Source organism: Mesorhizobium sp. M0563 (assembly GCF_040321065.1).
Lineage (GTDB): Bacteria > Pseudomonadota > Alphaproteobacteria > Rhizobiales > Rhizobiaceae > Mesorhizobium.
On sequence record NZ_JAMYQV010000031.1, the window covers coordinates 24149 to 49673 of the forward strand.

Sequence of the window (25525 nt, forward strand, 5' to 3'; positions counted from 1 at the left end):
CAAAATGCCGATCAACATCACCATGCCGGCGCTGTCGCCCACGATGGAAGAGGGCAATCTTTCCAAGTGGTTGGTCAAGGAAGGCGACAAGGTTTCGCCGGGCGACGTGATTGCCGAAATCGAGACCGACAAGGCAACGATGGAAGTCGAAGCCGTCGACGAAGGCACGGTTGCCAAGCTGGTGGTTCCGGCCGGCACTGAAGGCGTCAAGGTCAATGCGCTGATCGCGGTGCTGGCGGCCGAGGGCGAGGATGCTGCTTCTGCCGCCAAAAGCGGTGATGGCGCTGCGCCGGCAAAGGCTGAGGCGAAGCAGGAAAAAGCGCCAATCTCCCCACCCGTGGGGGAGATGTCGACGAAGTCGACAGAGGGGGGCGCTGTCCCTCCTGCCGCAGGGAGCGAGGCGCCCCCCTCTGGCCTGCCGGCCATCTCCCCCACACGGGGGGAGATCAGTCAATCCGCGAACGGCCGCATCTTCGCCTCGCCGCTGGCCCGCCGCATCGCCAAGGAAGCCGGTGTCGATGTGTCGGCGGTGACGGGCTCCGGCCCGCATGGTCGCGTGGTCAGGGCCGATGTCGAGGCCGCAATTTCCAGTGGCGGCGCCAAGGCGGCACCAGCAGCAAAAGCAGCGGCCGCCGGTGCTCCGGCACCTGCGGCAGCAGCACCCAAGCCAATGTCCGACGAGCAGGTGCTCAAACTGTTTGCCGAAGGCTCCTACGAGCTGGTCCCCCACGACAATATGCGCAAGACAATTGCGCGGCGGCTGGTCGAGGCCAAGACCACCATCCCGCATTTCTATCTGACGCTCGACTGCGAACTCGACGCACTTCTGGCCCTGCGCACGCAGATCAATGCGGCCGCCCCGGTGAAGAAGACCGAGAAGGGGGAAACGCCGGCCTATAAGCTTTCCGTCAATGACATGGTCATCAAGGCTCTGGCCATGGCGCTGATGGCGGTGCCGGATGCCAATGCGTCGTGGACAGAAAACGCCATGGTCAAGCACAAGCATGCCGATGTCGGTGTTGCAGTGTCGATCCCCGGCGGCTTGATCACGCCAATCATCCGGCGTGCCGACGAAAAGACGCTGTCCGTTATCTCCAACGAGATGAAGGATCTTGCCGGCCGCGCCCGCAGCCGCAAGCTGAAGCCGGAAGAATATCAGGGCGGCACCACGGCAGTGTCCAATCTCGGCATGTTCGGCATCAAGGATTTTTCTGCCGTCATCAACCCACCGCATGCGACGATCCTGGCGGTCGGCGCCGGAGAGCAACGCGCGGTGGTCAAGAACGGCGAGATCAAGATCGCCACGATCATGTCGGTGACGTTGTCGACCGATCACCGCGCCGTCGACGGTGCGCTCGGCGCCGAGCTGCTCGTCGCCTTCAAACGCATGGTCGAAAACCCGATGGGCATGCTGGTCTAAGAGAAGGGAACAGGGCGGTGCGGAAATTCTTCACCAGCCTTTTTGCCTTCTTTCTTTCCGGTTTGGCCGGCGGATTGGTGGCGCAGTGGCTCGCCGTCGCAACCAATGCCGACGTAGAGTACATCCTTGTGTTTATGATCTCGGCTCTCGTCACCGTCCTCGTGACGGTCGCGTTCTTCATCGCACAATTCATGTCGGACCCACGACGGGCAACAAAGCTGACGGCGACCATAGGGGTAGCGTTTTTTGTGCTCGTTGGAGTTTCCCTGATCGGCTGGACTTTCTCCCAGCCCCCAGGCAAGAGCCAATGGTCGGGCGATCTTCCCATAGTCGCGGGTCTCGTCCTGCCGGGCATCGCTACGGTGCTGGTCCAGTGGCTTTTCGTGCGCTGGCGATTGGCGCGCTCGCAACCAGGTTTCGGCGGGGCAGGCACATGAAGACGGTCCTCTGCTACGGCGATTCGCTTACTTGGGGCTATGACGCGGCAAACCTCGGCCGACATCCGCTGGAAGATCGCTGGCCGAGCGTGCTGCAGGCGGCATTGGGCAGCGGCGTCGAGGTCATCGCCGAAGGCCTGAATGGCCGAACCACCGCCTTCGACGATCACGTGGCCGGAGCGGACCGCAATGGCGCAAGGCTGTTGCCAACGATCCTGACGACTCATGCGCCGATCGATTTGATCGTCATCATGCTCGGCGCCAACGATATGAAGCCGTGGATTCACGGCAATCCGGTCGCGGCCAAACAAGGCGTGCAACGCCTGATCGATATTGTGCGCGGTCATGATTACCCGTTCGATTGGCCGGCGCCGCAGATCCTGATCGTCGCGCCGCCCGTAGTCAGCCGCACGGAAAACGCCGAGTTCAAAGAAATGTTCGCCGGCGGAGATGACGCGTCAAAGCGGCTGGCGCCGCAATATTCCGCCCTTGCCGACGAGGCCGGCTGCGGCTTCTTCAATGCGGGCGCGGTGGCCGAAACGACGCCGCTCGACGGCGTCCACCTCGACGCGGAAAACACGCGGAATATCGGGCAGGCGCTGGCGCCGCTCGTGCGTGTCATGCTGGAATTGTGAAGGAGAAAAGCCGTGGCTGAGAACTACGACGTCATCATCATCGGCTCCGGCCCCGGCGGCTATGTCACTGCAGTGCGTTCGGCGCAGCTTGGCTTCAAGACGGCGATTGTCGAGCGCGAGCACTTGGGCGGCATCTGCCTCAACTGGGGCTGCATTCCGACCAAAGCGCTGCTGCGCTCGGCCGAGATCATGCACTATTCGGATCATCTGAAGGATTACGGCCTGAAGATCGACGGCAAGGTCAGCGTCGACACCGCCGCCGTCGTCGATCGCTCGCGAAAGGTCTCGCTGCGGCTCAACGGCGGCGTCGGCTTCCTGATGAAGAAGAACAAGGTCGACGTCATCTGGGGCGAAGCCAAACTGACGAAACCCGGCGAGATCGTCGTGTCGAAATCGTCGAAGAAGCCGATGGAGCCGCAGCCGCCGGCGCCAAAGGGCGTCAAGGGCGAGGGCACCTACACCGCCAAGCAAATCATCCTGGCGACCGGAGCCAGGCCGCGCGCACTGCCCGGCATCGAGCCGGACGGCAAGTTGATCTGGACCTATTTCGAGGCGATGGTGCCAAAAGAGATGCCGAAATCGCTGCTGGTGATGGGCTCGGGCGCCATCGGCATCGAGTTCGCCTCGTTCTACCGCACCATGGGCGCGGAGGTGACGGTGGTCGAACTGCTGCCGGCCGTGATGCCGGTCGAGGACGCCGAAGTGTCGAAGTTTGCGCAAAAGCAGTTCGAGAAGCAGGGCATGAAGATCATCCTCGAGGCCAAGGTGACCAAGGTCGAGAAGGGCGCCAATTCGGTCACCGCGCATATCGAGATGAAGGACGGCAAAGTTGAGAAGATCACCGCCGACCGCATGATTTCAGCCGTCGGGGTACAGGGCAACATCGAAAATCTCGGCCTCGAGGCGCTCGGCGTGAAGACCGAGCGCGGTTGCGTCGTCGTCGACGGCTACGGCAAGACCAACGTGCCCGGCATCTATGCCATCGGCGATGTCGCCGGACCGCCGATGCTCGCCCACAAGGCCGAGCATGAGGGCGTGGTGTGTGTGGAAAAGATCGCCAATTTCCCCGGCGTGCATGCCATCGACAAGCTGAAGATCCCGGGCTGCACCTATTGCAATCCGCAAGTCGCCTCGGTCGGACTGACGGAAGCCAAAGCGAAAGCCGAGGGCAAGGACATCCGCGTCGGCCGCTTCCAGTTCGCCGCAAACGGCAAGGCGATTGCGCTGGGCGAAGACCAAGGCTTCGTCAAAACCATTTTCGACAAGAAGACCGGCCAGTTGCTGGGCGCCCACATGGTCGGCGCAGAAGTAACCGAACTGATCCAGGGCTTCGTCGTGGCTATGAACCTGGAAACCACCGAGGAAGAGCTGATGCACACAATCTTCCCGCACCCGACGCTGTCGGAGATGATGAAGGAGAGTGTTCTCGACGCCTATGGCCGTGCGCTGAACGCATGATAAATTGGCTGCGCGAGACTCACACATGTATGTCAAGGAACTCGACTGCAAGGTAATTCGTTTCCGGATGCATTCATCACCACAGGAGAGGGCATATGGACGTGAACGGCGTGGGCTGGGTAGCAGCCATCATCATCGGCGGTTTGGCAGGCTGGTTTGCCGAGATGTTCATGAAGAGCAACACCGGCATCTTGATGAACATCATTCTTGGCATCGTCGGCGCGATCGTGCTGAATGCCATCCTGCAGGCGCTCAACATCGGCGCCTTCGGCGCCGGCTGGATCGCCTATCTGATCACCGGGTTCATTGGTGCCTGCCTGCTGATCTGGGTAGGACGCATGGTGCGCCGTTAGTTGCTGAACTCTTGCCATGCGAAAACGGCGGTGGCGGCATGCGCCGCCGCGGCCTTTTTCTTTGCAGCGAAAAGTCCTAGATGACTTGGGAAAGCGAACGTCGGACAGGCGATCGCGAATGAACCGGATTTCATATGGTCACCGTCCTTGACACGATCGCCAATGCGCCGCGCCTGCGGCATCCCGAAAAGGCGCACAAGCCCGACCAGGATGTGCTGCGCAAGCCCGACTGGATCCGCGTCAAGGCGCCGATGTCGAAAGGCTATGCCGAGACGCGCGAGATCGTGAAGTCGCATAAGCTGGTGACGGTGTGCGAAGAGGCCGGTTGCCCCAATATCGGCGAGTGCTGGGAAAAGAAGCACGCCACCTTCATGATCATGGGCGAGATCTGCACGCGCGCCTGCGCCTTCTGCAACGTGGCTACCGGTATACCGACTGCGCTTGATCCCGATGAGCCGGCGCGCGTCGCACACGCCGTCAAGCAAATGGGCCTAAGCCATGTCGTCATCACCTCAGTCGACCGCGACGATCTCGCCGATGGCGGAGCTCAGCACTTTGCCGAGGTCATCCGCGCCATCAGGGCGGCAACGCCCCTGACGACGATCGAAATCCTGACGCCCGACTTCCTGCGCAAGGACGGTGCACTGGAGATCGTCGTGGCGGCCAAGCCCGACGTTTTCAACCATAATCTCGAGACCGTGCCGTCGAACTATCTGACGGTTCGGCCGGGTGCGCGCTATTTCCACTCGATCAGGCTCTTGCAGCGAGTCAAGGAACTCGACCCCTCGATCTTCACCAAGTCCGGCATCATGGTTGGCCTTGGCGAGGAGCGGAACGAAATCCTGCAACTGATGGACGATCTGCGTTCGGCCAATGTCGACTTCATGACCATCGGCCAATATCTTCAGCCGTCGAAGAAGCACCATCCGGTGATCCGCTTTGTCACACCGGAGGAGTTCAAGTCCTTCGAGACGATCGGCCGGACCAAGGGCTTCCTGCTGGTGGCGTCGAGCCCGCTGACGCGCTCGTCGCACCATGCCGGCGACGATTTCGCCAGGTTGCGCGCGGCGCGCGAAGCGTTTCTCAGGAAGTCCGCCTAACAAACTGGTTTCATGCCACAATTCGAAGCCCATCGCCGCGTCGCGCATACGCCTGAACAGATGTTCGCTCTGGTCGCGGATATCGAATCCTATCCGCAATTCCTGCCGCTTTGCGAGGCACTTACGGTTCGTTCGCGCAAGGAACGCGACGGACGCACGCTGCTCATCGCCGACATGAGCATTGGCTACAAGGCGATCCGCGAGACTTTCACCACGCAGGTGCTGCTGAAGCCTGACGAGAACGCCATCGACGTCAAATATATCGACGGCCCGTTCAAATATCTGAGCAATGTCTGGCGCTTCGACCCGGCGGACGGCGGTGGTTGCAACGTCTGCTTCTTTATCGACTATGAGTTCAAGAGCCGCATTTTGGGTGCGCTCATGGGAACCATGTTCGACCGCGCCTTCCGCATGTTCTCCGAGGCGTTCGAGAAACGCGCCGAAATCATCTACGGCACGCCATCGGCGGCCTGATCCGCAGCGAGCGCGCGCAGACCCAGTTCAAGCGCATGCCGGACCGTCTCCCGGCGGATGAAATCACGGCCCTTGTCGCCGAACAGCTGGCATTCGCTGACCACCGGTCGGCCAGCCACGGCAACGCCGAACCAGACCAGGCCGACAGGTTTTTCCGCTGAGCCACCGCCCGGACCGGCGATGCCGGTCACCGCGAGCGCAAGCCCGGCGCGCGAATGGGCCAAGGCGCCGGCCGCCATCTCCACCGCAGTCTCGCGCGAGACCGCCCCGTTCGCCTCGAGTGTAGCGGCCGAGACGCCGAGCATCTCGGTCTTGGCCTGGTTGGAATAGGTAATGAAGCCGCGATCGACCACAGTGGAAGAGCCGGCAATGTCGGTCAGCGTGGCGATGATCATGCCGCCGGTGCAGCTCTCGGCCGTCGCCAGCATGATGCCGCGCTGCTGGCAGGCCTGAAGCAGGGCATCTGCGAGATCGCTATTGCTCATTCGGGGACATCCCCTGGAAACACAACGCTGGCGGTCGCGATGGCCGCTATGCCTTCCTCACGGCCGACGAAGCCGAGCTTCTCATTGGTTGTCGCCTTGATCGAGATGCGGTCGCGCGAAATTCGCAACATTGCGGAAAGCGTTTCGGTCATGGCCTCGCGATGCGGGCCGACGCGCGGCGCCTCGCAAACCAATGTGATGTCGGCGTTGGCGATGCGCCCGCCGCGCTCGCGCACCAGCTTCGCTGCGTGTTCGACGAAGATGCGTGAAGCGGCCCCTTTCCACTGCGGGTCGGAGGGCGGGAAATGCGTGCCGATGTCACCGGCGCCGCAGGTGGCGAGCAGCGCGTCGGTCAACGCATGCAGGCCGACATCGGCATCCGAATGGCCGGACAATTTCCTGTCGTGCGGAATAGCGACACCGCACAGGGTGACATGGTCGCCGGGCTCGAAGGCATGGACGTCGTAGCCGTTGCCGGTTCGGATGTCCGGAAAACGTGAGGCGCTGGAAAGCCGCTGATCCGCCATCGCAATATCCCGTGCCCAGGTCAGTTTGACATTGTCCGGCGAGCCGGGAACGATCTTCACCGGAATATGCGCCCATTCGGCGATTGCCGCATCGTCGGTGAAATCCGCCTTGCCCAATTGATGAGCCTTTTCGTGCGCGGCCAGGATCGGCCAGAACGGAAAGCCTTGTGGTGTCTGTGCGGCATGGAGCCCGGCCCTGGACACTGTTTCGCCGCTCATGCCTTCGGCCGTTTCGCGCTTCAGCGTATCGGCAACGGGCAAAGCAGGCAGCGCTCCCTGGCGCTCTTCAATGGCGGCGATCGTGCGATCTATCAGTTCCGCATCGACAAACGGCCGAGCCGCATCATGGATCAGGACCCGGCCCGGCGCATGGCTTCTCAACGCCAGCAGTCCAAGCCGGACGGACTCCTGCCGTGACGTACCGCCGATCAGAGCGACGACACGGTCGGCGTTCGCGCCGGCGGCGCGGCGGAAAAGCGCGCCGTCTTCGGCATGGATAGCAACGACGACAGGTCCAATTTTCGGATGCGTCAGAAAGGCGTCGAGCGTGCGTGCGATAACGGCGCCGCCGCCAATCTGCTGGTACTGCTTCGGCCCATTGGCCTGCCCCGCGCGCGCGCCGCGCCCGGCAGCAACGATGACCACGGCGACCTTGTCGTCGGCAGCTGGCTTTTCGCTGACATGTCTCATGCCGAGACGCTTAGCGCATGATCCTGAAAAGTGATATCGCTTTCACAAGACCTAGGATTGATGCCGTCCGGCGATCCATATTTTTCCCAAATGCGCCTTAATGTCACGACATTGCGCGTTGCACATTGCCGTCGTTCTGGCTAGAGAATGTGCAGCAATCGAAGGTGCTTGGTTTTTGTGCATGCCTGATGTGACCAAATTGGCTTCGCCGCTGGAGGTGGGTGGCGTGAGAATCCGCAACCGCGTGTTTCTCGCGCCGATGTCGGGCATTACCGACGAACCGTTCCGGCAGCGCGCCCATGCGCATGGCGCCGGGCTGGTTGTATCGGAAATGGTGGCGAGCGGCGAGCTTGCAAAGGGCAGGGCTGGCTCGGGCCTGCGCATCCGTCATTCCGGGCTGCCTGTCCACATGGTCCAGCTTGCCGGCCGCGACGCGGTGCACATGGCCGAGGGCGCACGAATCGCAGCCGGCGAAGGCGCCGACATCATCGACATCAACATGGGCTGTCCGGCCAAGAAGGTGACGGGCGGCTATGCCGGTTCGGCACTGATGCGAGACCTCGACCACGCGCTGTCGCTGATCGAAGCGGTAGTCGGCGCGGTCGACGTGCCGGTCACGGTCAAGATGCGGCTTGGCTGGGACGAGAGCGCGCTCAACGCGCCGATGCTGGCGCGACGCGCCGAGCAGGCCGGCGTCAGGATGGTGACGGTGCACGGCCGCACACGTTGCCAGTTCTATCAGGGCACGGCCGACTGGCGTGCCATCGCACGCGTCAAGCAGGCCGTCTCCATCCCTGTGGTTGCCAATGGCGATGTCGGCTCGCCGGCAGAGGCAGCCTTGATCCTCGACCAGTCCGGCGCCGACGCGGTGATGATCGGCCGTGCGCACTATGGCGCGCCGTGGACTGCCGGCAGCATTGTAGCGGCCGCGCTGGCCGAGCCAGTATCCGGCATGCCGGACAGCCCGCAAGCGCTGACCGACTACGTCATTGCCCATTACGAAGACATGCTGACGCTCTATGGCGCCGAAAGCGGATTGCGCCAGGCGCGCAAGCATCTCGGCTGGTATCTCGACCGCCATGCCGTCACAAGCGATGACTGGCGCAAGGCCATCCTCACGTCTTTCGAGCCTGGGCGGGTCATTGCCTTGCTGCGCGACATGTTTTCAAGCGCTCCCGAAGCGCCGAATCTGCGGAGTGCGGCATGAACGCCACCGTCACACAGAGCACGGACATGGCGGACGCCGCGCATATTGTGCTCAACACAATTCGTCGGCCGGTGATCATGGTCGATCCGCAAGGCTTCATCACCTTCGCCAATGCCGATGCCGAGGATTTTTTCCGCTCGAGCGCCACGATGCTCGCCCGCAACACGCTGCACAAGCTCATTCCTTTCGGCAGTCCGCTGCTGACGCTTGTCGACCAGGTGCGCGAGCGCCGTGCGCCGGTGAACGAATACCGGGTGGACGTGTCGTCGCCGCGTCTCGGCATCGAGAAGGTGGTCGATCTCTACGTCGCGCCGGTGACGGAATTTCCAGGCTCCGTCGTGGTGATGTTCCAGGAACGCTCAATGGCCGACAAGATCGACCGGCAGATGACGCATCGCGGTGCGGCGCGCTCGGTCACCGGCCTTGCCGCGATGCTTGCCCATGAGATCAAGAACCCGCTGTCCGGCATTCGTGGCGCCGCGCAGCTGCTAGAACTGTCGGCGTCCGATGAGGATCGCGCGCTGACGCGTTTGATCACCGACGAGACCGACCGCATTGTCTCGCTGGTCGACCGCATGGAGGTGTTTTCGGACGAGCGGCCGATCGACCGCTACCCCGTCAACATCCATGTCGTGCTCGACCATGTCAAAGCAATCGCCAAGAACGGTTTTGCCAAGCGGATCAAGATATTAGAGGACTATGATCCATCATTGCCTCCGGTTTTTGCCAATCGCGACCAGCTCATCCAGGTGTTCCTCAATCTGGTAAAAAATGCCGCCGAGGCGATCGGCAGCGATCCGCAGGGCGAGATCATGCTGTCGACCGCCTTCCGCCCGGGCATCCGTGTTTCCGTGCCCGGAACGCAGGACCGGGTGTCGCTGCCATTGGAATTCTGCGTGCGCGACAACGGTTCGGGTGTCTCCGAGGATATCCTGCCGATCCTGTTCGATCCCTTCATCACCACCAAGCCGAACGGCTCCGGTCTCGGTCTGGCGCTGGTCGCAAAGATCGTCGGCGAGCATGGCGGCATCATTGAATGCGAATCGACGCCGCGCGGGACCACCTTCCGCATCCTGATGCCGGCGTGGAAAGAAACCCAGTTTGCCGACGACGACGGTGAAGGAGACCGCAAATGACCATTCGCGGCAATATTCTCGTCGCCGACGACGATGCGGCCATCCGCACTGTCCTCAACCAGGCGCTTTCGCGCGTCGGTCACGACGTGCGCGTCACCTCCAATGCCTCGACGCTGTGGCGCTGGGTGGCCGCGGGCGAGGGGGATCTGGTCATCACCGACGTTGTCATGCCTGACGAGAACGCCTTCGACATGCTACCGCGCATCAAGAAGGCGCGACCGGAACTGCCGGTCATCGTCATGAGTGCGCAGAACACGTTCATGACGGCGATCCGGGCCTCCGAAACCGGAGCCTATGAATATCTGCCAAAACCGTTCGACCTGACGGAGCTGCTCAACATCGTCAATCGGGCGCTTTCCGAGCCGCGGCGGCCCAAGATCGATACGCGTGCCGACGAGCCGCCTGAAACGATGCCGCTGGTCGGCCGCTCGGCGGCCATGCAGGACATCTACCGCATGCTGGCGCGAATGATGCAGACCGACCTGACGGTGATGATCTCAGGCGAATCGGGTACCGGCAAGGAACTGGTGGCGCGCGCGCTGCATGAATATGGCCGTCGTCGTGGTGGCCCCTTCGTCGCGATCAACATGGCGGCGATCCCGCGCGACCTGATCGAATCGGAACTATTCGGGCACGAGAAGGGCGCCTTTACCGGCGCACAGAGCCGCTCCACTGGCCGTTTCGAGCAGGCCGAAGGCGGCACGCTGTTCCTCGACGAGATCGGCGATATGCCGATGGAAGCGCAGACGCGGCTTCTGCGTGTGTTGCAGCAGGGCGAATACACCACGGTCGGCGGCCGCACGCCGATCAAGACCGACGTGCGCATCGTCGCTGCCACCAACAAGGACCTGCGCACGCTGATCAATCAGGGGCTTTTCCGCGAGGACCTGTTCTACCGCTTGAACGTTGTGCCGCTCAGGCTGCCGGCGCTGCGCGAGCGATCGGAGGACATTCCGGACCTCGTCCGGCACTTCTTCAAGCTCGGCGCCAGTGAAGGCCTGCAGACCAAGCGCATTTCCACCGGCGGCATCGAGCTGATGAAGCGCTACCCATGGCCTGGCAACGTGCGCGAACTCGAAAACCTCATCCGCAGGCTGGCTGCACTGTATTCGCAGGACGAGATATCCGCCGAGATCATCGAGGCGGAGTTGAAGACTGGCGAAAGGCCTGTCGTTCCAGGTGGCGGCAACCTCATTCCCGACGACCTTTCCATCGGCCAGGCGGTGGAGCATTTCCTGCAACGCTATTTTGCCTCGTTTGCCGGCGACTTGCCGCCGGCCGGCCTCTATCAGCGAATCCTCTCCGAGGTCGAGTATCCACTGGTCCTCGCCTCTATGACTGCAACGCGCGGTAACCAGATCAAGGCCGCCGAACTGCTAGGACTCAACCGCAACACGCTGCGCAAGAAGATTCGCGAACTCGGCGTCAACGTCTACAAGTCCTCCAGGCAGGTCTAGACGAACCCCTTACGAGCGCTTTCCAGGGGATCGATCGCCGAAAGATTTCCGTCTCGGCCACACTTGTTGCATAATCGCCACAATGCGTTGCATACATCCGACGCAATCACTGGCTCTAGACGGCGACATGGCTCTGCACGCACCGACACTGAGCAAACCGCTTTTCAGCACGTCCGGCGCGCGAGACGGTCGCCGGCTGCTTGCGCTGCCCGGCGTGGTCGCCATTGCCGGTGCGCTGGTGACGGCGGCGATCTCCTTCGCCATTCTGGTTGGCGCCACGCCGATCACGCCCGACGCGCGGACGACGCTGGCGCTGATCGCGCTTAACGCCGCGTTCGTGCTGTTTCTGATCTTGCTGGTCGGCCGCGAAGTGCATCGCATCCTGATGGCACGCCGGCACGGCAAGGCTGCGTCGCGCCTGCATGTGCGCATCGTGGCGATGTTTGCGCTGGTCGCCGCCATCCCCGCGATCATGGTGGCGATCATCGCGTCGATCACGCTCGACATCGGCCTCGACCGCTGGTTCGAGATCCGCACCAAGACGATCGTCAATTCGTCGTTGTCGATCGCCGACGCCTATGTGCAGGAAAACGCACGAAATCTTCAGGGCACGACGTTGTCGATGGCTTACGACCTCGACGCTTCGCGCACGCTTTACGGCCTCGATCGGACCGGCTTCCTTGACCTCATGAACAAGGAGGCGGTTGGACGCTCCCTGGCACACGCAGCACTCATCAAGCCCGATGGTTCCTTCGTCATGAGCGCCAAGACCGACGCGGACTTTGCCATGCCGGAGCCGCCGGAGGGCGCTGTGGCAAGCGCTGCCAACGGCAAGCCGGTGCTGATCGAGCCGCGCACCCGTAACATCATGGGGGCCATCGTCAAGCTGCGCGAGATCGACGGGCTCTATCTCTACACCATTCGCCTCGTCGATCCCGAGGTGATCAAGGCACGACAGATCGTCAAATCCAACACCGCAGAATATCGCGGTCTCGAAGACAATCGCCGCACCTCGCAAGTGGCTTTCGCGCTTCCCTATCTGTCGCTGACGCTGATCATCATCCTGTCCGCCATCTGGACCGGCATTGCGGTGGCCGACCGCCTGGTGCGGCCGATTCGTCAGCTCATCGGCGCGGCCGACGAGGTCGCTACCGGCAATCTCGATGTGGCCGTGCCAGTCCGCCCCTCCGATGGCGACGTCGCCTCGCTCGGCGACACCTTCAACAAGATGCTGATGGAGCTGAAATCGCAGCGCAACGAGATCCTGTCGGCCAAGGATCTGATCGACGAGCGGCGGCGCTTTTCGGAGGCTGTGCTTGCCGGCGTCACCGCCGGGGTCATCGGCGTCGATCCATATGGCATCGTCACCATCGTCAATCGTTCGGCCGAAACGATGCTGGCCATATCCGCCACCGCGGCGCTTGGGCAGAACCTTTCCGCCGTGCTACCGCATGTCGGCCGCGTCTTTGAGATCGGCCGCAAGTCGGGCAAGCCGGTCTATCGCGAACAGGTCACCTTCTATCGTGCCGGCACCGAACGGACCTTCAACGTGCAGATCACGATTGAAGCCGGCGACGACGGTTCGGAGGATAAATCCTACGTCGTGACAGTCGACGACATTACCGATCTGGTCCAGGCACAGCGTTCCTCTGCATGGGCCGACGTGGCGCGGCGCATCGCCCACGAGATCAAGAACCCGCTGACGCCGATCCAGCTTTCGGCCGAGCGTATCAAGCGCCGTTACGGCAAGGTCATCACCGAGGACCGTGAGGTTTTCGATCAATGCACCGACACCATCATCCGGCAAGTGGAGGACATCGGCCGCATGGTCGACGAGTTCTCAGCGTTCGCCCGCATGCCGAAACCAGAAATGAAGGCCATCGATCTGCGCGATTCGTTGCGCGAGGCCTCGTTCCTGGTCGAAGTGAGCCGCGCCGACATCACCTTCGAGCGCGTCTTCGGCAATGAGCCGCTCAAAGGCACGTTCGACAGCCGCCTGATGGCGCAGGCTTTCGGCAACGTCATCAAGAATGCTGCCGAAGCTATCGACGGACTTGATGCAGAGGATCGTCCGCACGGCATAATCCGGATTCAAGCCGGGCGTCAGAATGGCGCGATTCGAATCGACGTCATCGACAACGGCAGGGGCTTGCCGCGCGAAAACCGGCAGCGCTTGCTCGAGCCTTACATGACGACACGCGAGAAAGGCACCGGGCTTGGCCTCGCTATCGTCAAGAAGATCGTGGAGGACCATGGCGGGCGACTCGAATTGCACGATGCACCAGCGGAATTCCACGATGGGCGGGGTGCGATGATCAGCATCATCCTGCCGGTTGCCGCCACCGTTCCGATACGCGGCGAAAGCAAGACGGAACACGAAAAAGAAACTGAAAAGGTCGGTAATGGCGTCTGATATTCTCATCGTCGACGACGAGGAAGACATCCGCGAACTCGTCGCCGGTATCCTGAGCGACGAAGGTCACGAAACCCGCACGGCGTTTGACGCCGACAGCGCGCTGGCGGTGGTTGCCGACCGGGCACCCAGGCTGATCTTCCTCGACATCTGGCTGCAGGGTTCGCGGCTCGATGGCCTCGCTTTGCTGGACGAGATCAAGACGATGCACCCGAACCTGCCGGTGGTGATGATCTCGGGCCACGGCAATATCGAAACGGCAGTCTCGGCCATCCGCCGCGGCGCCTATGATTTTATCGAAAAGCCGTTCAAGGCCGACAGGCTGATCCTTATTGCCGAACGGGCGCTTGAAACGTCCAAATTGAGACGCGAGGTTTCGGATCTCAAGCTGCGCAGCGGCGAGACTTTCGACCTCATCGGCATGTCGTCGGCAATGAGCCAATTGCGCCAGACCATCGAGCGCGTCGCGCCGACCAACAGCCGCGTCATGATTATCGGCCCCTCCGGCTCGGGCAAGGAACTGGCGGCGCGCGCCATCCACGCACTGTCGGCGCGCAAGAGTGCACCGTTTGTGACGCTGAGTGCCGCCAACATCACGCCTGAGCGTATGGAGATCGAGTTGTTCGGCACCGAATCGAACGGCGTCGAACGCAAGGTCGGTGCGCTGGAGGAGGCCCATCGCGGCATTCTCTACATCGATGAAGTGGCCGACATGCCGCGTGAGACGCAAAACAAGATCCTGCGCGTGCTGGTCGAACAGCAGTTCGAGCGGGTAGGGGGCACCAAGCGGGTCAAGGTCGACGTACGCATCATCTCGTCGACCTCGCAGAACCTGGAAGCCATGATCGCCGACGGCCGTTTCCGTGAGGACCTTTATCATCGCCTGGCCGTGGTTCCGGTCATGGTGCCGGGACTGGCCGAGCGTCGCGAGGACATTCCTTATCTGGTCGACAATTTCATGAAGCAGATCGCTCGCCAGGCCGGCATCAAGCCGCGCCGCATCGGCGACGACGCGCTGGCGGTGCTGCAGGCGCACAACTGGCCGGGCAACGTTCGGCAGTTGCGCAACAATGTCGAGCGCCTGATGATCCTGGCGCGCGGCGACGATGTCGATGCGCCGATCACCGCCGACCTCCTGCCAGCCGAGATCGGCGACGTCATGCCGCGCACTCCAACCAAGTCCGATCAGCACATAATGGCACTGCCGCTGCGTGAAGCACGCGAACAATTCGAGAAGGACTATCTGATCGCCCAGATCAACCGTTTTGGCGGCAACATCTCGAAGACGGCAGAGTTTATCGGCATGGAACGCTCTGCACTGCACCGCAAGCTGAAGTCGCTGGGCGTCTGAGAGCCAAACCAGCCGTGGCCCACGCAATTACCGGTTACGGCGGTCGTGGAATCGCATAAGAGCACTGCAGCGCCGCGCGTCTTTGGGACGCATAAAGGAGGCTGTAGCATTTTGATTTTTGCGCATGATCCTTTCCGAAATCGATTCCGATTTTCGGGCTCATGCGCTGACTTCTCCAGGGGTTATCCATGCCGCGCATTGCCTATGTGAACGGACGCTATGTCGCTCACGCCGAAGCTTCCGTGCACATCGAGGACCGTGGCTATCAATTCGCCGACGGCGTCTACGAGGTCTGCGAGGTGGCGCGGGGCTTCATCGTCGACATGCCGCGCCATCTCGCCCGATTGAACCGCTCGCTCACCGAACTCTCGATCGACTGGCCGATCACGCGCGGCGTGCTGCCGCTCGTCATGGGTGAGGTGGTGCGCCGCAACCATGTCGTCGACGGCCTGGTCTATGTCCAGGTGACACGCGGTGTCGCCAGCCGTGAGTTTTTCTTCCCGCCGGCGGGCACGAAGCCGTCGCTGGTGGTGACCGCCAAAAAAGCCGATCCTGCAGCTGCCGCGAAGCGGGCCGAGAGCGGGATCCGGGTTATCACGGTGCCGGAGAACCGGTGGGATCGGGTCGATATCAAGTCGGTCGGCCTGTTGCCGAACGTGCTGGCCAAACAGAAAGCCAAGGAAGCAGGCGCCCAGGAGGCGTGGTTCGTCGATGTTGACGGCACCGTCAAGGAAGGTGGATCGTCGAACGCCTGGATCATCACCAGGGACGGCGTGCTGGTGACGCGGCCGGCCGAGCATGGCATCCTGCGCGGTATCACCCGCACGACACTGTTCGATGTCGCCGCCAAGCTCGGCCTGAAGATCGAGGAGCGCGGCTTTTCGGTTGCCGAGGCCAAGGCCGCGCGCGAGGTTTTCATCAGCTCCGCGACCACGATCGCCATGCCGGTGGTGGCAATCGATGGCGCTCCCGTCGCCAACGGCCACCCGGGCTCGATAACAGTTTCACTACGGCGGGCCTTTTTTGACGTTGCGGAAAAAAGTCCAGCCTGATAACCGCACAGATGGAATGAACATCAATATATCTCGTTCTGCTTGTCGTTACTGACGGCAAGATGGTGTTTGCGTGCTTGACATGTGCCAGCTAATTTGGCGCATTGGCTTGCAAACCGAAGGGGATCGGCGAAAGACAAGAACAATGGCGGAACGATCGCAAAATCTTCAGGACCTGTTCCTGAATTCAGTTCGCAAGAGCAAAAACCCACTCACCATCTTTCTCATCAACGGCGTGAAGCTGACCGGCGTGGTCACTTCGTTCGACAATTTCTGCGTTCTGCTGCGTCGCGACGGCCATTCCCAGCTCGTCTACAAGCACGCCATTTCCACGATCATGCCGAGCCAGCCGGTTCAGATGTTCGATGGTGAGGAAAGCCAGGGCGCCTGATTGGCACGTGAGAAAGACGCGGACCGCAGCGTTCGCGGAAAACCAGCACATCAGACCGGGACAGAGGCCAACGGTCCGACCCGGGCGGTGGTCATCGTGCCGGTGCTTACCCGGCAGCCGCGTGGCAACGACGACACCAATCGCCCGCGCCTGACCCGTTCCGCCGAGGCCCGTCGCGACGAGGCGGTCGGCCTCGCCAGCGCCATCGACCTTGACCTGGTCCACACGGCAGTGGTGACCGTCAACGATCCACGCCCGGCGACCTTGCTCGGCAGCGGCAAGGTCGCGGAGTTCGCCGAGATCGTCAAAGAGGGGCACGCGGAAGTGGTCATTGTCGATCATCCGCTGACACCGGTACAGCAGCGCAATCTCGAAAAAGAGTTGAACGCCAAGGTGCTCGACCGCACCGGGCTGATCCTGGAGATTTTCGGCGAGCGCGCCCGCACCAAGGAAGGCACGCTGCAGGTCGACCTTGCCCATCTCAACTACCAGAAGGGCCGCCTTGTGCGGAGCTGGACCCACCTTGAGCGCCAGCGCGGCGGCGCCGGCTTTCTCGGCGGCCCTGGCGAGACGCAGATCGAGTCGGATCGGCGTGTGTTGCAGGACAAGATCACCAAGCTGAAGCATGAGCTCGAAACGGTGCGCCGCACCCGCGATCTGCACCGCGCCAAGCGCAAGAAGGTGCCGTTTCCGGTGGTGGCGATCGTCGGCTACACCAATGCCGGCAAGTCGACGCTGTTCAACCGGCTGACCGGAGCAGGGGTGCTGGCGGAAGACATGCTGTTTGCCACGCTCGACCCGACGCTGCGCCGCGTGCGCCTGCGGCACGGAACGCCGGTCATCCTTTCCGATACGGTCGGCTTCATTTCCGACCTGCCAACGCATCTGGTCGCGGCCTTCAGGGCGACACTGGAGGAAGTGGTCGAGGCAGACCTCGTCATTCATCTGCGCGATATCTCCGACCCCGATACGGCCGCACAGGCCGAAGATGTCGAGCGCATCCTTGCCGATCTCGGCGTTGATGCCCGCGATAGCAAGCGCGTCATCGAAGTGTGGAACAAGATCGACCGGCTCGACGAGGGCAACCGCGCGCGGCTGCTTGCCGATGGTGCTGACGGCAGGAAGGCGCCGCCTATCGCCATATCGGCGGTTACCGGCGAAGGCATCGATGCGCTGAAGGCGATCATCGAGACGATGATGTCGGGCGAACTGGAGACGTTCACGGTCACGCTCAAGGCCGACCAACTCGGCGTCGTCGACTGGCTTTACCGCAACGGCGACATCGTTTCGCGTGATGACAATGAGGATGGCAGCGTGACCATCGCGCTCAAGGCCACACACAGTGCTCGACAAGAGATAGAAAGCCGATTGCGACGTCAAAACAATGGGTAGGCGTTTATTTCGCGCTTTTTGCCTGCTGCCAGAGCGCTTCCATCTCGTCCAGCGTCGCCTCTTCGAGGTTGTTTCCCGACGCTTGCAGCGCCTGCTCGACATGGTGGAAGCGCGACCGGAATTTTTCGTTGGTGCCGCTGAGTGCCGCTTCGGAATCGATTTTGAGGTGCCGGCCGAGATTGACGATCGCAAACAGCATGTCGCCGAACTCGTCCTTGATCGGTGCGCTGTCGCCTTTGGCCAGCGCTTCGCGTAATTCGCCGATCTCCTCCTCGATCTTTTCGAGGATCGGTGCCGCCTCGCTCCAGTCGAAGCCGACGCGGGCGGCCTTTTCCTGCAGTTTGAGGGCCCGGGTCAGCGCGGGCAGGGCGACCGGCACGCTGTCGAGAAAGCCCTTGCCATGGTCCTCGGGGTCGAGCCCTCGGACGAGGCGGGCGCTGCGCTTCTCCGCTTTTTCCTCCGCTTTGATCTTTTCCCACATGCCCTTCGCCATGCCGGCGCTGCGCGCCTTTTCGTCGCCGAAAACATGCGGGTGGCGGCGGATCATTTTTGTGGTGATGGCCTCGACCACATCGCCGAATGAGAATTCGCCGGCCTCCTCGGCCATTTGCGCGTGGTAGACCACTTGCAACAGGAGATCGCCGAGTTCATCGCGCAGATCGTCCAGGTCGCCCCGCGCGATGGCGTCCGCCACTTCGTAGGCTTCCTCTACCGTGTATGGCGCGATTGTCGAAAAGTCCTGCTCGATATCCCACGGGCAGCCGGTTTCCGGCGCCCGCAGCGCTGCCATGATCTCGATCAGCCGGGAAATGTCTTTCGAGGGTTTCATCTGGGAAACGCTATCCTGTACACGGCTGTGCGGCCAACGGCTTCAGCCGGTGAGGGCGCCTTGTCCACAGATCGGCGGCCAGACCATGATCGTGGAAGCCGGTTTTCGGAAAAGATCATGGTCAAGCAAAAAGTATCAGTCGAGCACGGAGACAATCGCCTTGGCGAGCGCGTCCATGCCGTCCTCGGGCAGGCCGGCAACGTTGATGCGGCTGTCGCCGACCATGTAGATGCCATGCTCGGCGCGCAGCCGCTCGACTTGCGCTTCCGACAGGCCAAGCCGGGAAAACATGCCGCGATGGCTGGCGACGAAATCGAAACGGTCGGAGTTGGACTGCCGCCGCAGCGCTTCGGCGAACTGGACGCGCAGCCGCAGCATGCGCAGGCGCATCTCTTCAAGCTCTGCTTCCCAGTCGGCCCGCAACGTAGCGTCCTCGAGCACCATGCGCACCGCAGCCGCGCCATGGTCCGGCGGCATCGAATACATGGCGCGCGCCGCCGACAGCATCTGGCCCATCGCCATATCCGCCTGCGCACCGTCTTTCGCCATGATCAGCGCTGCACCAACGCGGTCGCGATAGACGGCAAAGTTCTTCGAGCAGCTCGAGGCAACGACCATTTCCGGAACTTTCGCCGCCAGCAGGCGCAAGCCGGCGGCATCCGCATCAAGCCCCTCGCCAAAGCCTTGATAGGCGATGTCGACAAAGGGCAGCAGACCACGCTCAACGACGAGATCGGCAACGGCAGCCCATTGCGAGATGTCTAGATTGGCGCCCGTCGGGTTATGGCAACAGCCATGCAACAGCACGACGTCGCCGGGATTCGCGGTTCTCAACGCATCCAGCATGTCGTCGAAGCGAACCGCACCAGAAGCAACGTCGAAATAGGGGTACTCGCGTATCTGCAGGCCAGCGGCGCGCATCACCGGCATGTGGTTCGGCCATGTCGGATCCGATAGCCAGACCGTCGCGTCGGCGCGGGTCCTTTTCAGCAGCTCTGCCACCAGCCGCAGCGCGCCGGAGCCGCCGGGCGCCTGTGCCGCACGAATGCGCGTCATGTCGGCGGTTGGGCCGAACACCAACCTAGCCATTGCCGCGTTGAAGGCGGTATCGCCGGCAAGGCCGAGATAGGTCTTGGTGTCCTGGCCTCGCAGCAGCCGCTTTTCGGCTTCGCGCACCGCGCGCATCACCGGCGTCTTGCCGTCGCGATCCTTATAGACGCCGACCCCAAGATCGACCTTGTCGGGACGCGGGTCGGCGCGATAGAGCCCGATCAAGGCAAGGATCTTGTCGGCGGGCGCGGGCTGGAGATTTTCGAACATCGACAAGGTTCCGTTGGCGGCGGAGTGATACGCAAACCGGCCGTGCTTTGCCAGCGGTTTCATATGCGCCAACTCGGCGCCGGTTTGCCTCGAAGGCGGCCGATACTATCTGCCGGTCGAGGGCAGGCCCGAGATCTCCCAGGACGAGAGCGCGGCGAGCCGAAAAAATTCGGGGAGAGCGGGATTAAAACCCCGACCTGCTCCGTAAACAGGACATGAAACGGCCGATGCCACGCTTCGATATTCTGGGACAGCTCGGTTCGCTGCGCCGCTACGCACGCTCGCTGACGCGCGACAGCGCCGATGCAGAGGATCTGGTGCATGATGCGCTGGTGCGTGCCTATGAGCGACGCGGCAGCTTCCGCTCAGGCGGAAATCTTCGCGTATGGCTGCTGTCAATCGTCCACAATGCGTTCATCGACGGCTTGCGATCCCGCAAATCCGAAGCGGTGCGCATCGAACAGGCCGGCCATCTCACCGAGGCCAGCGTCCAGGCTCCGCAGGAACATTCCGTCCGGCTGGCACAGGTGCGCGACGCTTTTTTCACATTGCCGGAAGAGCAACGTTGCGCGCTGCATCTCGTCGCCATCGAGGGGCTTAGCTACAGCGAGGCGGCCGAGGTTAGCGGCGTGCCGCTTGGCACGCTGATGTCGCGCATCGGCAGGGCGCGTGCGGCACTCCGCGAGATGGAGGACGCGGCACCGGCACGCACGAAAAGCCATCTGAAGATCGTCGGAGGTGGATCATGAACCAACTGCGCGATCCCGTCACCGACACCGATCTCGACGCCTATGTCGACGATCAGCTGGACGTTGCTCGTCGCATCGAGGTCGAGGCGTTCCTTTCGGCTCGCCCGGAAGCGGCCGCGCGGGTGATGACTGATCTGAGGACGCGTGACGAGCTGCGCGTGGCGCTTGCCGGATCGAAAGGCATGGCGCGGCCGGCGACGGCTGATGCGGCACGGCGGCTGGAGCGGGGGTTAGCGCGCGGCCGTGTCCTTGGTGCTTTGCAGCGCGCGGCGGCTGTCGCTGTTTTCGTCGCCGCCGGCTGGCTTGCGAACGGGCTCATCGGACCGATATCGGTGACGGAAGTCGTCGCTTCGACCCATCCGCCCGCCTATGTGGAGGACGCAGTCCGGGCGCATCGGACGACGCTCGTGCGCGAGGCGATGTCGTCACAACTCGAGGCGCCCGGCTACAATGCCGACGAAATCCGCGCCGCCACGGCGATCGTCATGCCATCGCTGCCAACGGACTGGACGGTCCGTGACGTGCAGATCTACCCATCGCAGTTCGGCCCGAGCGTCGAGATGGCTGTCGAGACAAAAGAGATGGGGCTGCTCTCGCTGTTCGCCATCCGGCCCGGAACATTCGACGTCGTCAAGCCGACTGTCGTTCCGTCGGGCGAGGTTTCCTCGGCCTATTTCCAGATCGGCGAGGTCGCCTACGCAGTCGTCGCACGTAGCGATGTCCGCGGCCTCGATCGCACGGCCGAAGCGCTCGCCAAAACACTCTACTGATCGACTACCTCTAAGAAGGAGAACCAAATGAACAATCTGGGATACATTGGGACCAGAGCCCGAGCCGGAGCCGTCTACGACGAAGGCCTGCGCCGGCACATGCTGCGCGTCTATAACTACATGGGCCTTGGCCTCGTCGTTACGGGCGTGATCGCCCTCGTGGTGGCCTCCACGCCCGCCCTTTACGTGCCGATCTTCTCCACCCCGCTGAAATGGGTGGTGATGCTGGCGCCGCTGGCCTTTGTGCTGCTGTTCTCGTTCCGTATGCAGACGATGTCGGCGGCCGGGGCCCAGGCAATGTTCTGGGCGTTCTGCGCGGTCATGGGTCTCTCGCTGGCTTCCGTGTTCCTGGTCTTTACCGGCACCAGCATCGCCCGCACCTTCTTCATCGCCGCCACCATGTTCGGCGCCACCAGCCTTTATGGCTATACGACCAGTCGCGACCTGACGCAGTTCTCGTCCTTCCTGATCATGGGCCTGATCGGCGTGGTGATCGCCAGCATCGTCAATATCTTCCTGGGTTCGACAGCGCTGCAGTTTGCGATCTCGGTGATCGGAATCGCCGTCTTCGTCGGGCTCACGGCCTGGGACACGCAGACGATCAAGGAGCAGTACGCCGAAAACTTCGGCGCCGAAACACAGCAAAAGCTCGCCGTTTTTGGTGCATTCTCGCTCTATCTGAACTTCGTCAACATCTTCCAGCTGTTGCTGAACTTCACCGGCGAGCGCGAATAGCCGCGTCGGACCGAGACCGGAATAGTACATCATGGACAGAAACGACCAGCAGGCGATCGGACAGCTCTTCGAGAAGCTCGCAAATGTCGAGCGCCAGGCGCCGCCGCGCGATGCCGAAGCGGAACGCTTGATCCAGGACCAGATCACCCAGCAGCCTGGGGCGCCATACTACATGGCACAGACGATCGTGGTGCAGGAGCGGGCCCTGAACGCAGCGCAGGCGCGCATCGAAGAGCTGGAGGAGCAGGCGCGGCAGCCTGCCGGCGGTGGACCGCTCAGTGGCTTCTTCGGCCGCAGCGGCGGCAGGCGCTCAGGCTCGGTTCCGCGGGTAGCGCGCACCGCCTCTGCTGCCGCGGAGGAGCCACAAGACCAGTCACAGCGGGCCGGCGGCGGGTTCCTTGCCGGCGCCGCGCAGACCGCGATGGGGGTGGCAGGCGGCGTGCTGCTCGGCAATGCGATCGCCGGCATGTTTGGCGGCAGCGAAGCGCAGGCAGCCGAACGGCCGGCACCGCAGCCGGACGAAGCCGACCAGGCAGACGATGCCAGCTCCGATAATGGCGGTGACTTCGGGGATATGGAATTCTGACGAGCGACCCAGCCTGTGCCGGCGCTCGTGACGATTGCCGGTCACCGGGTAGGCGGAGGCAGCATCCGGCAAGCGAGCCTCGCCGGCGGCTAATCGCCCAAGCGCTTCAATTCAGCCTTGACCGCCCTGATCGTCTTGAAACGGAAACGCTTCGTCGTGCCGTCGCGCCATCCGCAGTCGCAGGTGGCGTCGAACTTTTGGCTCACTTTCAATTGCGTCAGCGCCTTCTGGCCCGGTTTGGGGGCGTCGAAGATGCGAACTTCGTAGAGCGTCCCCGAAACGTCGTAGTGCGAAACAGGCCAGGCAAGTATGACAGTCAGTTCCTTTGCCGGATCGTGATCGGCGTTGACGAGGCCGAGCGCTGTAATCTCTGGCGTGCCGCCTTCGTGTTCGCCAAGCGTGACCTGGATTGTACGGTACCCGTCGGGTTGCTGCTGTAGTGCGACGAGTGGGCGTTCCGGATATTCCTCAGTGGTCTGGTAATCGACGAACAGTGTCTGGAGGCCGTTCCAGGTCACGGCTGTGGTGTGCGGATCAGCGTTGTCCGCGAACCCAACCACACGTTTCGCGAAAGCCAGGTCATTCTCGCCTGGCGCACGATCAAAGTCCTGCGCTCGCGCGTCAGTGAATGCGCAGGCGGGGGTGAGGGCAAGACTTGCAAGCAGTGTGTTCATGATTCGCAACCTAGCACGCCGTTGCCCCACAAATGCTGTCTCGCTGCCAACGGACGCTACAGGCTTCAGTGGACGCTACAGGCTTCAGTCGCATAAGATAGATAATGGAACTTATGCGACAATTCTATTCAATTTCAGGTTCTATATTGTAGATGCTCAGAATAGGGGGCACCTATTAGGAGCTACTTACATTAGTCCTATTCACTTTTCAAAGAACGTGTACTCGGCCAATACTTGGATTTTGGCCCGACACGGCGTTATGAGCGCCTGATTTGGGTGTTACGCTGATTTGGCCCGCAGCGTCAAGCTAGAAACGGACCCCTACGCTATCGTTATTTGGGACTTAGCCGCTACGGGGTCCTACCGACACCACGGGATAAATCCCTTACTATTTCCACCGCCTGTTTTTTTATTATGGCGCGGTTTTTCCTTGCACGTATGTATTAGGTCGCGCGTCCTATGGTCCGACCGCGTAGCGGGCTCCAGTTTCGTGCTGAGTTTTGGTTCGCGCCATGTGCGACGGTGGTCGCTTTCTAGAGGGGCCGCGTCAAGCGCGGCCCGTAGGCGTGGGGTATGTACGTTGTGGACAACGTTTAGTTGCGGTGTCTTTTTTTTGGTGACCGCCCACGGCTTAGCGCGCCTGAAGGCGCTTATTGGTTTCGTGGCAAGCGGGGAGGGGGCACTTGTGATCCGTCCTGGCCCCGCTTTGCGATGGCGTACGTGTTCCCGTCTGACTGGGTCAACGTGCCTCCGTCGGTCTCTTTTTCTCTTAGCCATGCATAGCCTTCCTTTCCTTTGCGATACCACCAGCGAACGCCGTCAGCGTCGCTATAGAGGGTTGCGCGGTTGTCCTCGGGGCAGCGCCCGAGATAGGGGCCGGTCCCGCTAAACGGGGCCTGTACAGGATAGCGCCGAGGTTCCGGGATAGGGTCGTAACGACCCCTCGCTAATCTGTCGTCGTGTTCTTCGATGATGGTCGAGTTTGGATGATGTTTTGCGCTTTGGTGGAGGAACCACAAAGCTTGGTAATATCTGATAAAGTTTTGGGCGGTAGCGCCGCCCATAAAGAACAACTTCGGCTTACCCTTCGTGTCTTTTACCTCCGGAAATCTATATGTGAGGTCTTGAGGGGCAAGCCCTGCTTTGACGTATTTCAGAGCAAGCTCATAAAAATACTGGTCACCTAGCGGGGGCTTTTTAGACATTGAGATATGACCTTGACGTTCATCTTTCCCAATGTCTTTTTGTATGTATTTGCACACGTACCGTATGCTTTTGGCGTTTGGCTTTTCCCAGTGCTGGAAGCCGTGGGGCCAATACTTATTTTCGAACCGCTTTTGGTTCCACCGGCTAGTTGTGAGTTCGTGAGGCGGGACTTTCCCCTGCCAGAACATGAGTAAGTGCCAGTGCGCCCGGCCCTTTTCAGAGCCGTATTCGCCACAGACGAGGTATCGAAATTTGTAGCCATCGCGGCGCAGTAGTTTGAAGAACTTTTGAACGTCCGAATAGGTTAACCATGCGGCGCGGAAGTGATCCTCATTCCCGTCTTCGTCGCGACCATAGGTCAGCGTAATTGAATGGCCGACGTTGGCTGTTTTATTTTCGGCAAGGCAGCGCCCGACCCAATCGTCTATTCGGCGTTCGCTGCATTGCCAGCATTTGCGACACGCGAACTCTGTTCCGTCTGGTAGTCTTCCGGGGTTCAGACACATTTTCCAGTCCTTCGTTCGGGCGTGTCACTAAATGCATATTTGGACAAGGTATATGTAGGCGCGGGGGGCCCAACCGGGGGTTTGGGGGGGGCGTGGGGGTGGTGGGTTAGGGGGGGGGGGGGGGGGGGCGGGGGGGGGGTACCAGCACCGCCCGCGCGATTGGCGGGTAGGG

General features: G+C 61.8%; 25 protein-coding genes. 19 read left to right on the top strand and 6 right to left on the bottom strand.

Translation table 11 applies throughout. The features are described 5' to 3' along the window. The first annotated feature begins 4 nt into the window (after positions 1 to 4). The 7 genes from NKI50_RS28120 to NKI50_RS28150 all read left to right on the top strand — a co-directional run bounded on the left by NKI50_RS28120 (position 5) and on the right by NKI50_RS28150 (position 5877). Positions 5 to 1420 (top strand): pyruvate dehydrogenase complex dihydrolipoamide acetyltransferase, encoded by a 1416-nt coding sequence (locus NKI50_RS28120; protein ID WP_023717564.1) that lies wholly within the window; start codon positions 5 to 7, stop codon positions 1418 to 1420. Between the two features lie 17 nt (positions 1421 to 1437). Continuing rightward, entirely contained in the window at positions 1438 to 1857 is a 420-nt protein-coding gene (locus tag NKI50_RS28125) for a hypothetical protein (RefSeq protein ID WP_023717565.1), read from the top strand. After that, the gene (locus NKI50_RS28130) at positions 1854 to 2492 is read left to right on the top strand and encodes an SGNH/GDSL hydrolase family protein (RefSeq protein ID WP_352718288.1); all 639 of its coding nucleotides are present in this window, start codon (positions 1854 to 1856) and stop codon (positions 2490 to 2492) included. Before NKI50_RS28125 ends, NKI50_RS28130 begins: the two co-directional genes overlap by 4 nt. Before the next feature lie 12 nt (positions 2493 to 2504). After that, positions 2505 to 3950: a dihydrolipoyl dehydrogenase gene (gene lpdA, locus NKI50_RS28135; protein WP_352641858.1), complete on the top strand. Its 1446-nt coding sequence runs from the start codon at positions 2505 to 2507 to the stop codon at positions 3948 to 3950. Between the two features lie 95 nt (positions 3951 to 4045). Next, on the top strand, positions 4046 to 4303 hold the full coding sequence (locus NKI50_RS28140; protein WP_023717568.1) for a GlsB/YeaQ/YmgE family stress response membrane protein: 258 nt from the start codon (positions 4046 to 4048) through the stop codon (positions 4301 to 4303). Positions 4304 to 4437: 134 nt separating this feature from the next. Next, positions 4438 to 5403 (top strand): lipoyl synthase, encoded by a 966-nt coding sequence (gene lipA / locus NKI50_RS28145; protein ID WP_023717570.1) that lies wholly within the window; start codon positions 4438 to 4440, stop codon positions 5401 to 5403. A 12-nt stretch (positions 5404 to 5415) separates the two neighbouring features. Further along, positions 5416 to 5877 carry a type II toxin-antitoxin system RatA family toxin gene (locus NKI50_RS28150; protein ID WP_023717571.1) on the top strand — a complete coding sequence of 154 codons (462 nt, stop codon included), beginning with the start codon at positions 5416 to 5418 and terminating at the stop codon, positions 5875 to 5877. Here NKI50_RS28150 and NKI50_RS28155 read toward each other — a convergent pair. Beyond that, entirely contained in the window at positions 5853 to 6362 is a 510-nt protein-coding gene (locus NKI50_RS28155) for a CinA family protein (protein WP_023717572.1), read from the bottom strand. The two genes, NKI50_RS28150 and NKI50_RS28155, sit on opposite strands and share 25 nt — an antisense overlap. Then, the gene (locus NKI50_RS28160) at positions 6359 to 7579 is read right to left on the bottom strand and encodes a bifunctional 2-C-methyl-D-erythritol 4-phosphate cytidylyltransferase/2-C-methyl-D-erythritol 2,4-cyclodiphosphate synthase (RefSeq protein ID WP_352482539.1); all 1221 of its coding nucleotides are present in this window, start codon (positions 7577 to 7579) and stop codon (positions 6359 to 6361) included. The genes NKI50_RS28155 and NKI50_RS28160 overlap by 4 nt, the downstream gene beginning before the upstream one ends. Before the next feature lie 181 nt (positions 7580 to 7760). Between NKI50_RS28160 and dusB the strand changes: the two genes are divergently transcribed. From dusB to hflX, 8 genes are all read left to right on the top strand, one after another. Next, the gene (gene dusB / locus NKI50_RS28165; protein ID WP_023717574.1) at positions 7761 to 8786 is read left to right on the top strand and encodes a tRNA dihydrouridine synthase DusB; all 1026 of its coding nucleotides are present in this window, start codon (positions 7761 to 7763) and stop codon (positions 8784 to 8786) included. Then, positions 8783 to 9922, top strand: coding sequence for a two-component system sensor histidine kinase NtrB (locus tag NKI50_RS28170; RefSeq protein WP_352496544.1), 1140 nt, complete (start codon positions 8783 to 8785; stop codon positions 9920 to 9922). Before dusB ends, NKI50_RS28170 begins: the two co-directional genes overlap by 4 nt. Beyond that, positions 9919 to 11379, top strand: coding sequence for a nitrogen regulation protein NR(I) (ntrC, locus tag NKI50_RS28175; RefSeq protein WP_023717576.1), 1461 nt, complete (start codon positions 9919 to 9921; stop codon positions 11377 to 11379). Before NKI50_RS28170 ends, ntrC begins: the two co-directional genes overlap by 4 nt. Positions 11380 to 11506: 127 nt before the next feature. Further along, complete coding sequence (locus NKI50_RS28180; protein WP_352641853.1) at positions 11507 to 13792, top strand: sensor histidine kinase NtrY-like; 2286 nt, start codon at positions 11507 to 11509, stop codon at positions 13790 to 13792. Continuing rightward, positions 13782 to 15143, top strand: a complete 1362-nt coding sequence (gene ntrX, locus NKI50_RS28185) for a nitrogen assimilation response regulator NtrX (RefSeq protein WP_352482545.1) — start codon at positions 13782 to 13784, stop codon at positions 15141 to 15143. The genes NKI50_RS28180 and ntrX overlap by 11 nt, the downstream gene beginning before the upstream one ends. 188 nt (positions 15144 to 15331) lie before the next feature. Then, positions 15332 to 16195 carry a D-amino-acid transaminase gene (locus NKI50_RS28190; RefSeq protein WP_023717579.1) on the top strand — a complete coding sequence of 288 codons (864 nt, stop codon included), beginning with the start codon at positions 15332 to 15334 and terminating at the stop codon, positions 16193 to 16195. Positions 16196 to 16340: 145 nt separating this feature from the next. Beyond that, positions 16341 to 16586, top strand: coding sequence for an RNA chaperone Hfq (gene hfq, locus NKI50_RS28195; RefSeq protein ID WP_006202172.1), 246 nt, complete (start codon positions 16341 to 16343; stop codon positions 16584 to 16586). Beyond that, positions 16587 to 17978 carry a GTPase HflX gene (hflX, locus tag NKI50_RS28200; protein ID WP_023717580.1) on the top strand — a complete coding sequence of 464 codons (1392 nt, stop codon included), beginning with the start codon at positions 16587 to 16589 and terminating at the stop codon, positions 17976 to 17978. 4 nt (positions 17979 to 17982) lie between these two features. Here the strand turns inward: hflX and mazG are convergent, their stop codons facing one another. Continuing rightward, entirely contained in the window at positions 17983 to 18807 is an 825-nt protein-coding gene (mazG, locus tag NKI50_RS28205; RefSeq protein ID WP_023717581.1) for a nucleoside triphosphate pyrophosphohydrolase, read from the bottom strand. Positions 18808 to 18942: 135 nt separating this feature from the next. Then, a complete protein-coding gene (locus tag NKI50_RS28210; protein WP_352587530.1) occupies positions 18943 to 20127 on the bottom strand; it encodes an amino acid aminotransferase in 1185 nt (394 codons plus the stop codon). A gap of 215 nt (positions 20128 to 20342) precedes the next feature. Here NKI50_RS28210 and NKI50_RS28215 point away from each other — a divergent pair, with 215 nt between their 5' ends. From NKI50_RS28215 to NKI50_RS28230, 4 genes are read left to right on the top strand one after another with little or no spacing between them, the layout of a single operon-like run. Then, a complete protein-coding gene (locus NKI50_RS28215; protein WP_023717583.1) occupies positions 20343 to 20876 on the top strand; it encodes a sigma-70 family RNA polymerase sigma factor in 534 nt (177 codons plus the stop codon). Beyond that, positions 20873 to 21646 carry an anti-sigma factor family protein gene (locus NKI50_RS28220; RefSeq protein WP_023717584.1) on the top strand — a complete coding sequence of 258 codons (774 nt, stop codon included), beginning with the start codon at positions 20873 to 20875 and terminating at the stop codon, positions 21644 to 21646. The genes NKI50_RS28215 and NKI50_RS28220 overlap by 4 nt, the downstream gene beginning before the upstream one ends. A 27-nt stretch (positions 21647 to 21673) precedes the next feature. Then, on the top strand, positions 21674 to 22381 hold the full coding sequence (locus tag NKI50_RS28225; protein WP_023717585.1) for a Bax inhibitor-1/YccA family protein: 708 nt from the start codon (positions 21674 to 21676) through the stop codon (positions 22379 to 22381). A gap of 31 nt (positions 22382 to 22412) precedes the next feature. Next, on the top strand, positions 22413 to 22967 hold the full coding sequence (locus tag NKI50_RS28230; RefSeq protein WP_352547211.1) for a DUF2076 domain-containing protein: 555 nt from the start codon (positions 22413 to 22415) through the stop codon (positions 22965 to 22967). Between the two features lie 89 nt (positions 22968 to 23056). On the opposite strand, the gene NKI50_RS28235 is transcribed toward NKI50_RS28230, so the two are convergent. Together NKI50_RS28235 and NKI50_RS28240 are read right to left on the bottom strand one after the other, a co-directional pair. Beyond that, the gene (locus NKI50_RS28235; RefSeq protein ID WP_352641850.1) at positions 23057 to 23641 is read right to left on the bottom strand and encodes a hypothetical protein; all 585 of its coding nucleotides are present in this window, start codon (positions 23639 to 23641) and stop codon (positions 23057 to 23059) included. Positions 23642 to 24291: 650 nt separating this feature from the next. After that, positions 24292 to 25353: a rolling circle replication-associated protein gene (locus tag NKI50_RS28240; protein ID WP_352718291.1), complete on the bottom strand. Its 1062-nt coding sequence runs from the start codon at positions 25351 to 25353 to the stop codon at positions 24292 to 24294. Positions 25354 to 25525: the final 172 nt, after the last annotated feature.

What these genes read in the sequence shown, in the direction of transcription:
- NKI50_RS28120 (WP_023717564.1), top strand. Translation starts at nt 5, where the DNA reads ATGCCGATCAACATCACCATGCCGGCGCTGTCGCCCACGATGGAAGAG.
- NKI50_RS28130 (WP_352718288.1), top strand. Translation starts at nt 1,854, where the DNA reads ATGAAGACGGTCCTCTGCTACGGCGATTCGCTTACTTGGGGCTATGAC.
- NKI50_RS28140 (WP_023717568.1), top strand. Translation starts at nt 4,046, where the DNA reads ATGGACGTGAACGGCGTGGGCTGGGTAGCAGCCATCATCATCGGCGGT.
- lipA (WP_023717570.1), top strand. Translation starts at nt 4,438, where the DNA reads ATGGTCACCGTCCTTGACACGATCGCCAATGCGCCGCGCCTGCGGCAT.
- NKI50_RS28150 (WP_023717571.1), top strand. Translation starts at nt 5,416, where the DNA reads ATGCCACAATTCGAAGCCCATCGCCGCGTCGCGCATACGCCTGAACAG.
- NKI50_RS28155 (WP_023717572.1), bottom strand. Translation starts at nt 6,362, where the DNA reads ATGAGCAATAGCGATCTCGCAGATGCCCTGCTTCAGGCCTGCCAGCAG.
- NKI50_RS28160 (WP_352482539.1), bottom strand. Translation starts at nt 7,579, where the DNA reads ATGAGACATGTCAGCGAAAAGCCAGCTGCCGACGACAAGGTCGCCGTG.
- dusB (WP_023717574.1), top strand. Translation starts at nt 7,761, where the DNA reads ATGCCTGATGTGACCAAATTGGCTTCGCCGCTGGAGGTGGGTGGCGTG.
- NKI50_RS28170 (WP_352496544.1), top strand. Translation starts at nt 8,783, where the DNA reads ATGAACGCCACCGTCACACAGAGCACGGACATGGCGGACGCCGCGCAT.
- ntrC (WP_023717576.1), top strand. Translation starts at nt 9,919, where the DNA reads ATGACCATTCGCGGCAATATTCTCGTCGCCGACGACGATGCGGCCATC.
- NKI50_RS28180 (WP_352641853.1), top strand. Translation starts at nt 11,507, where the DNA reads ATGGCTCTGCACGCACCGACACTGAGCAAACCGCTTTTCAGCACGTCC.
- ntrX (WP_352482545.1), top strand. Translation starts at nt 13,782, where the DNA reads ATGGCGTCTGATATTCTCATCGTCGACGACGAGGAAGACATCCGCGAA.
- NKI50_RS28190 (WP_023717579.1), top strand. Translation starts at nt 15,332, where the DNA reads ATGCCGCGCATTGCCTATGTGAACGGACGCTATGTCGCTCACGCCGAA.
- hfq (WP_006202172.1), top strand. Translation starts at nt 16,341, where the DNA reads ATGGCGGAACGATCGCAAAATCTTCAGGACCTGTTCCTGAATTCAGTT.
- mazG (WP_023717581.1), bottom strand. Translation starts at nt 18,807, where the DNA reads ATGAAACCCTCGAAAGACATTTCCCGGCTGATCGAGATCATGGCAGCG.
- NKI50_RS28210 (WP_352587530.1), bottom strand. Translation starts at nt 20,127, where the DNA reads ATGTTCGAAAATCTCCAGCCCGCGCCCGCCGACAAGATCCTTGCCTTG.
- NKI50_RS28215 (WP_023717583.1), top strand. Translation starts at nt 20,343, where the DNA reads ATGAAACGGCCGATGCCACGCTTCGATATTCTGGGACAGCTCGGTTCG.
- NKI50_RS28220 (WP_023717584.1), top strand. Translation starts at nt 20,873, where the DNA reads ATGAACCAACTGCGCGATCCCGTCACCGACACCGATCTCGACGCCTAT.
- NKI50_RS28225 (WP_023717585.1), top strand. Translation starts at nt 21,674, where the DNA reads ATGAACAATCTGGGATACATTGGGACCAGAGCCCGAGCCGGAGCCGTC.
- NKI50_RS28230 (WP_352547211.1), top strand. Translation starts at nt 22,413, where the DNA reads ATGGACAGAAACGACCAGCAGGCGATCGGACAGCTCTTCGAGAAGCTC.
- NKI50_RS28235 (WP_352641850.1), bottom strand. Translation starts at nt 23,641, where the DNA reads ATGAACACACTGCTTGCAAGTCTTGCCCTCACCCCCGCCTGCGCATTC.
- NKI50_RS28240 (WP_352718291.1), bottom strand. Translation starts at nt 25,353, where the DNA reads ATGTGTCTGAACCCCGGAAGACTACCAGACGGAACAGAGTTCGCGTGT.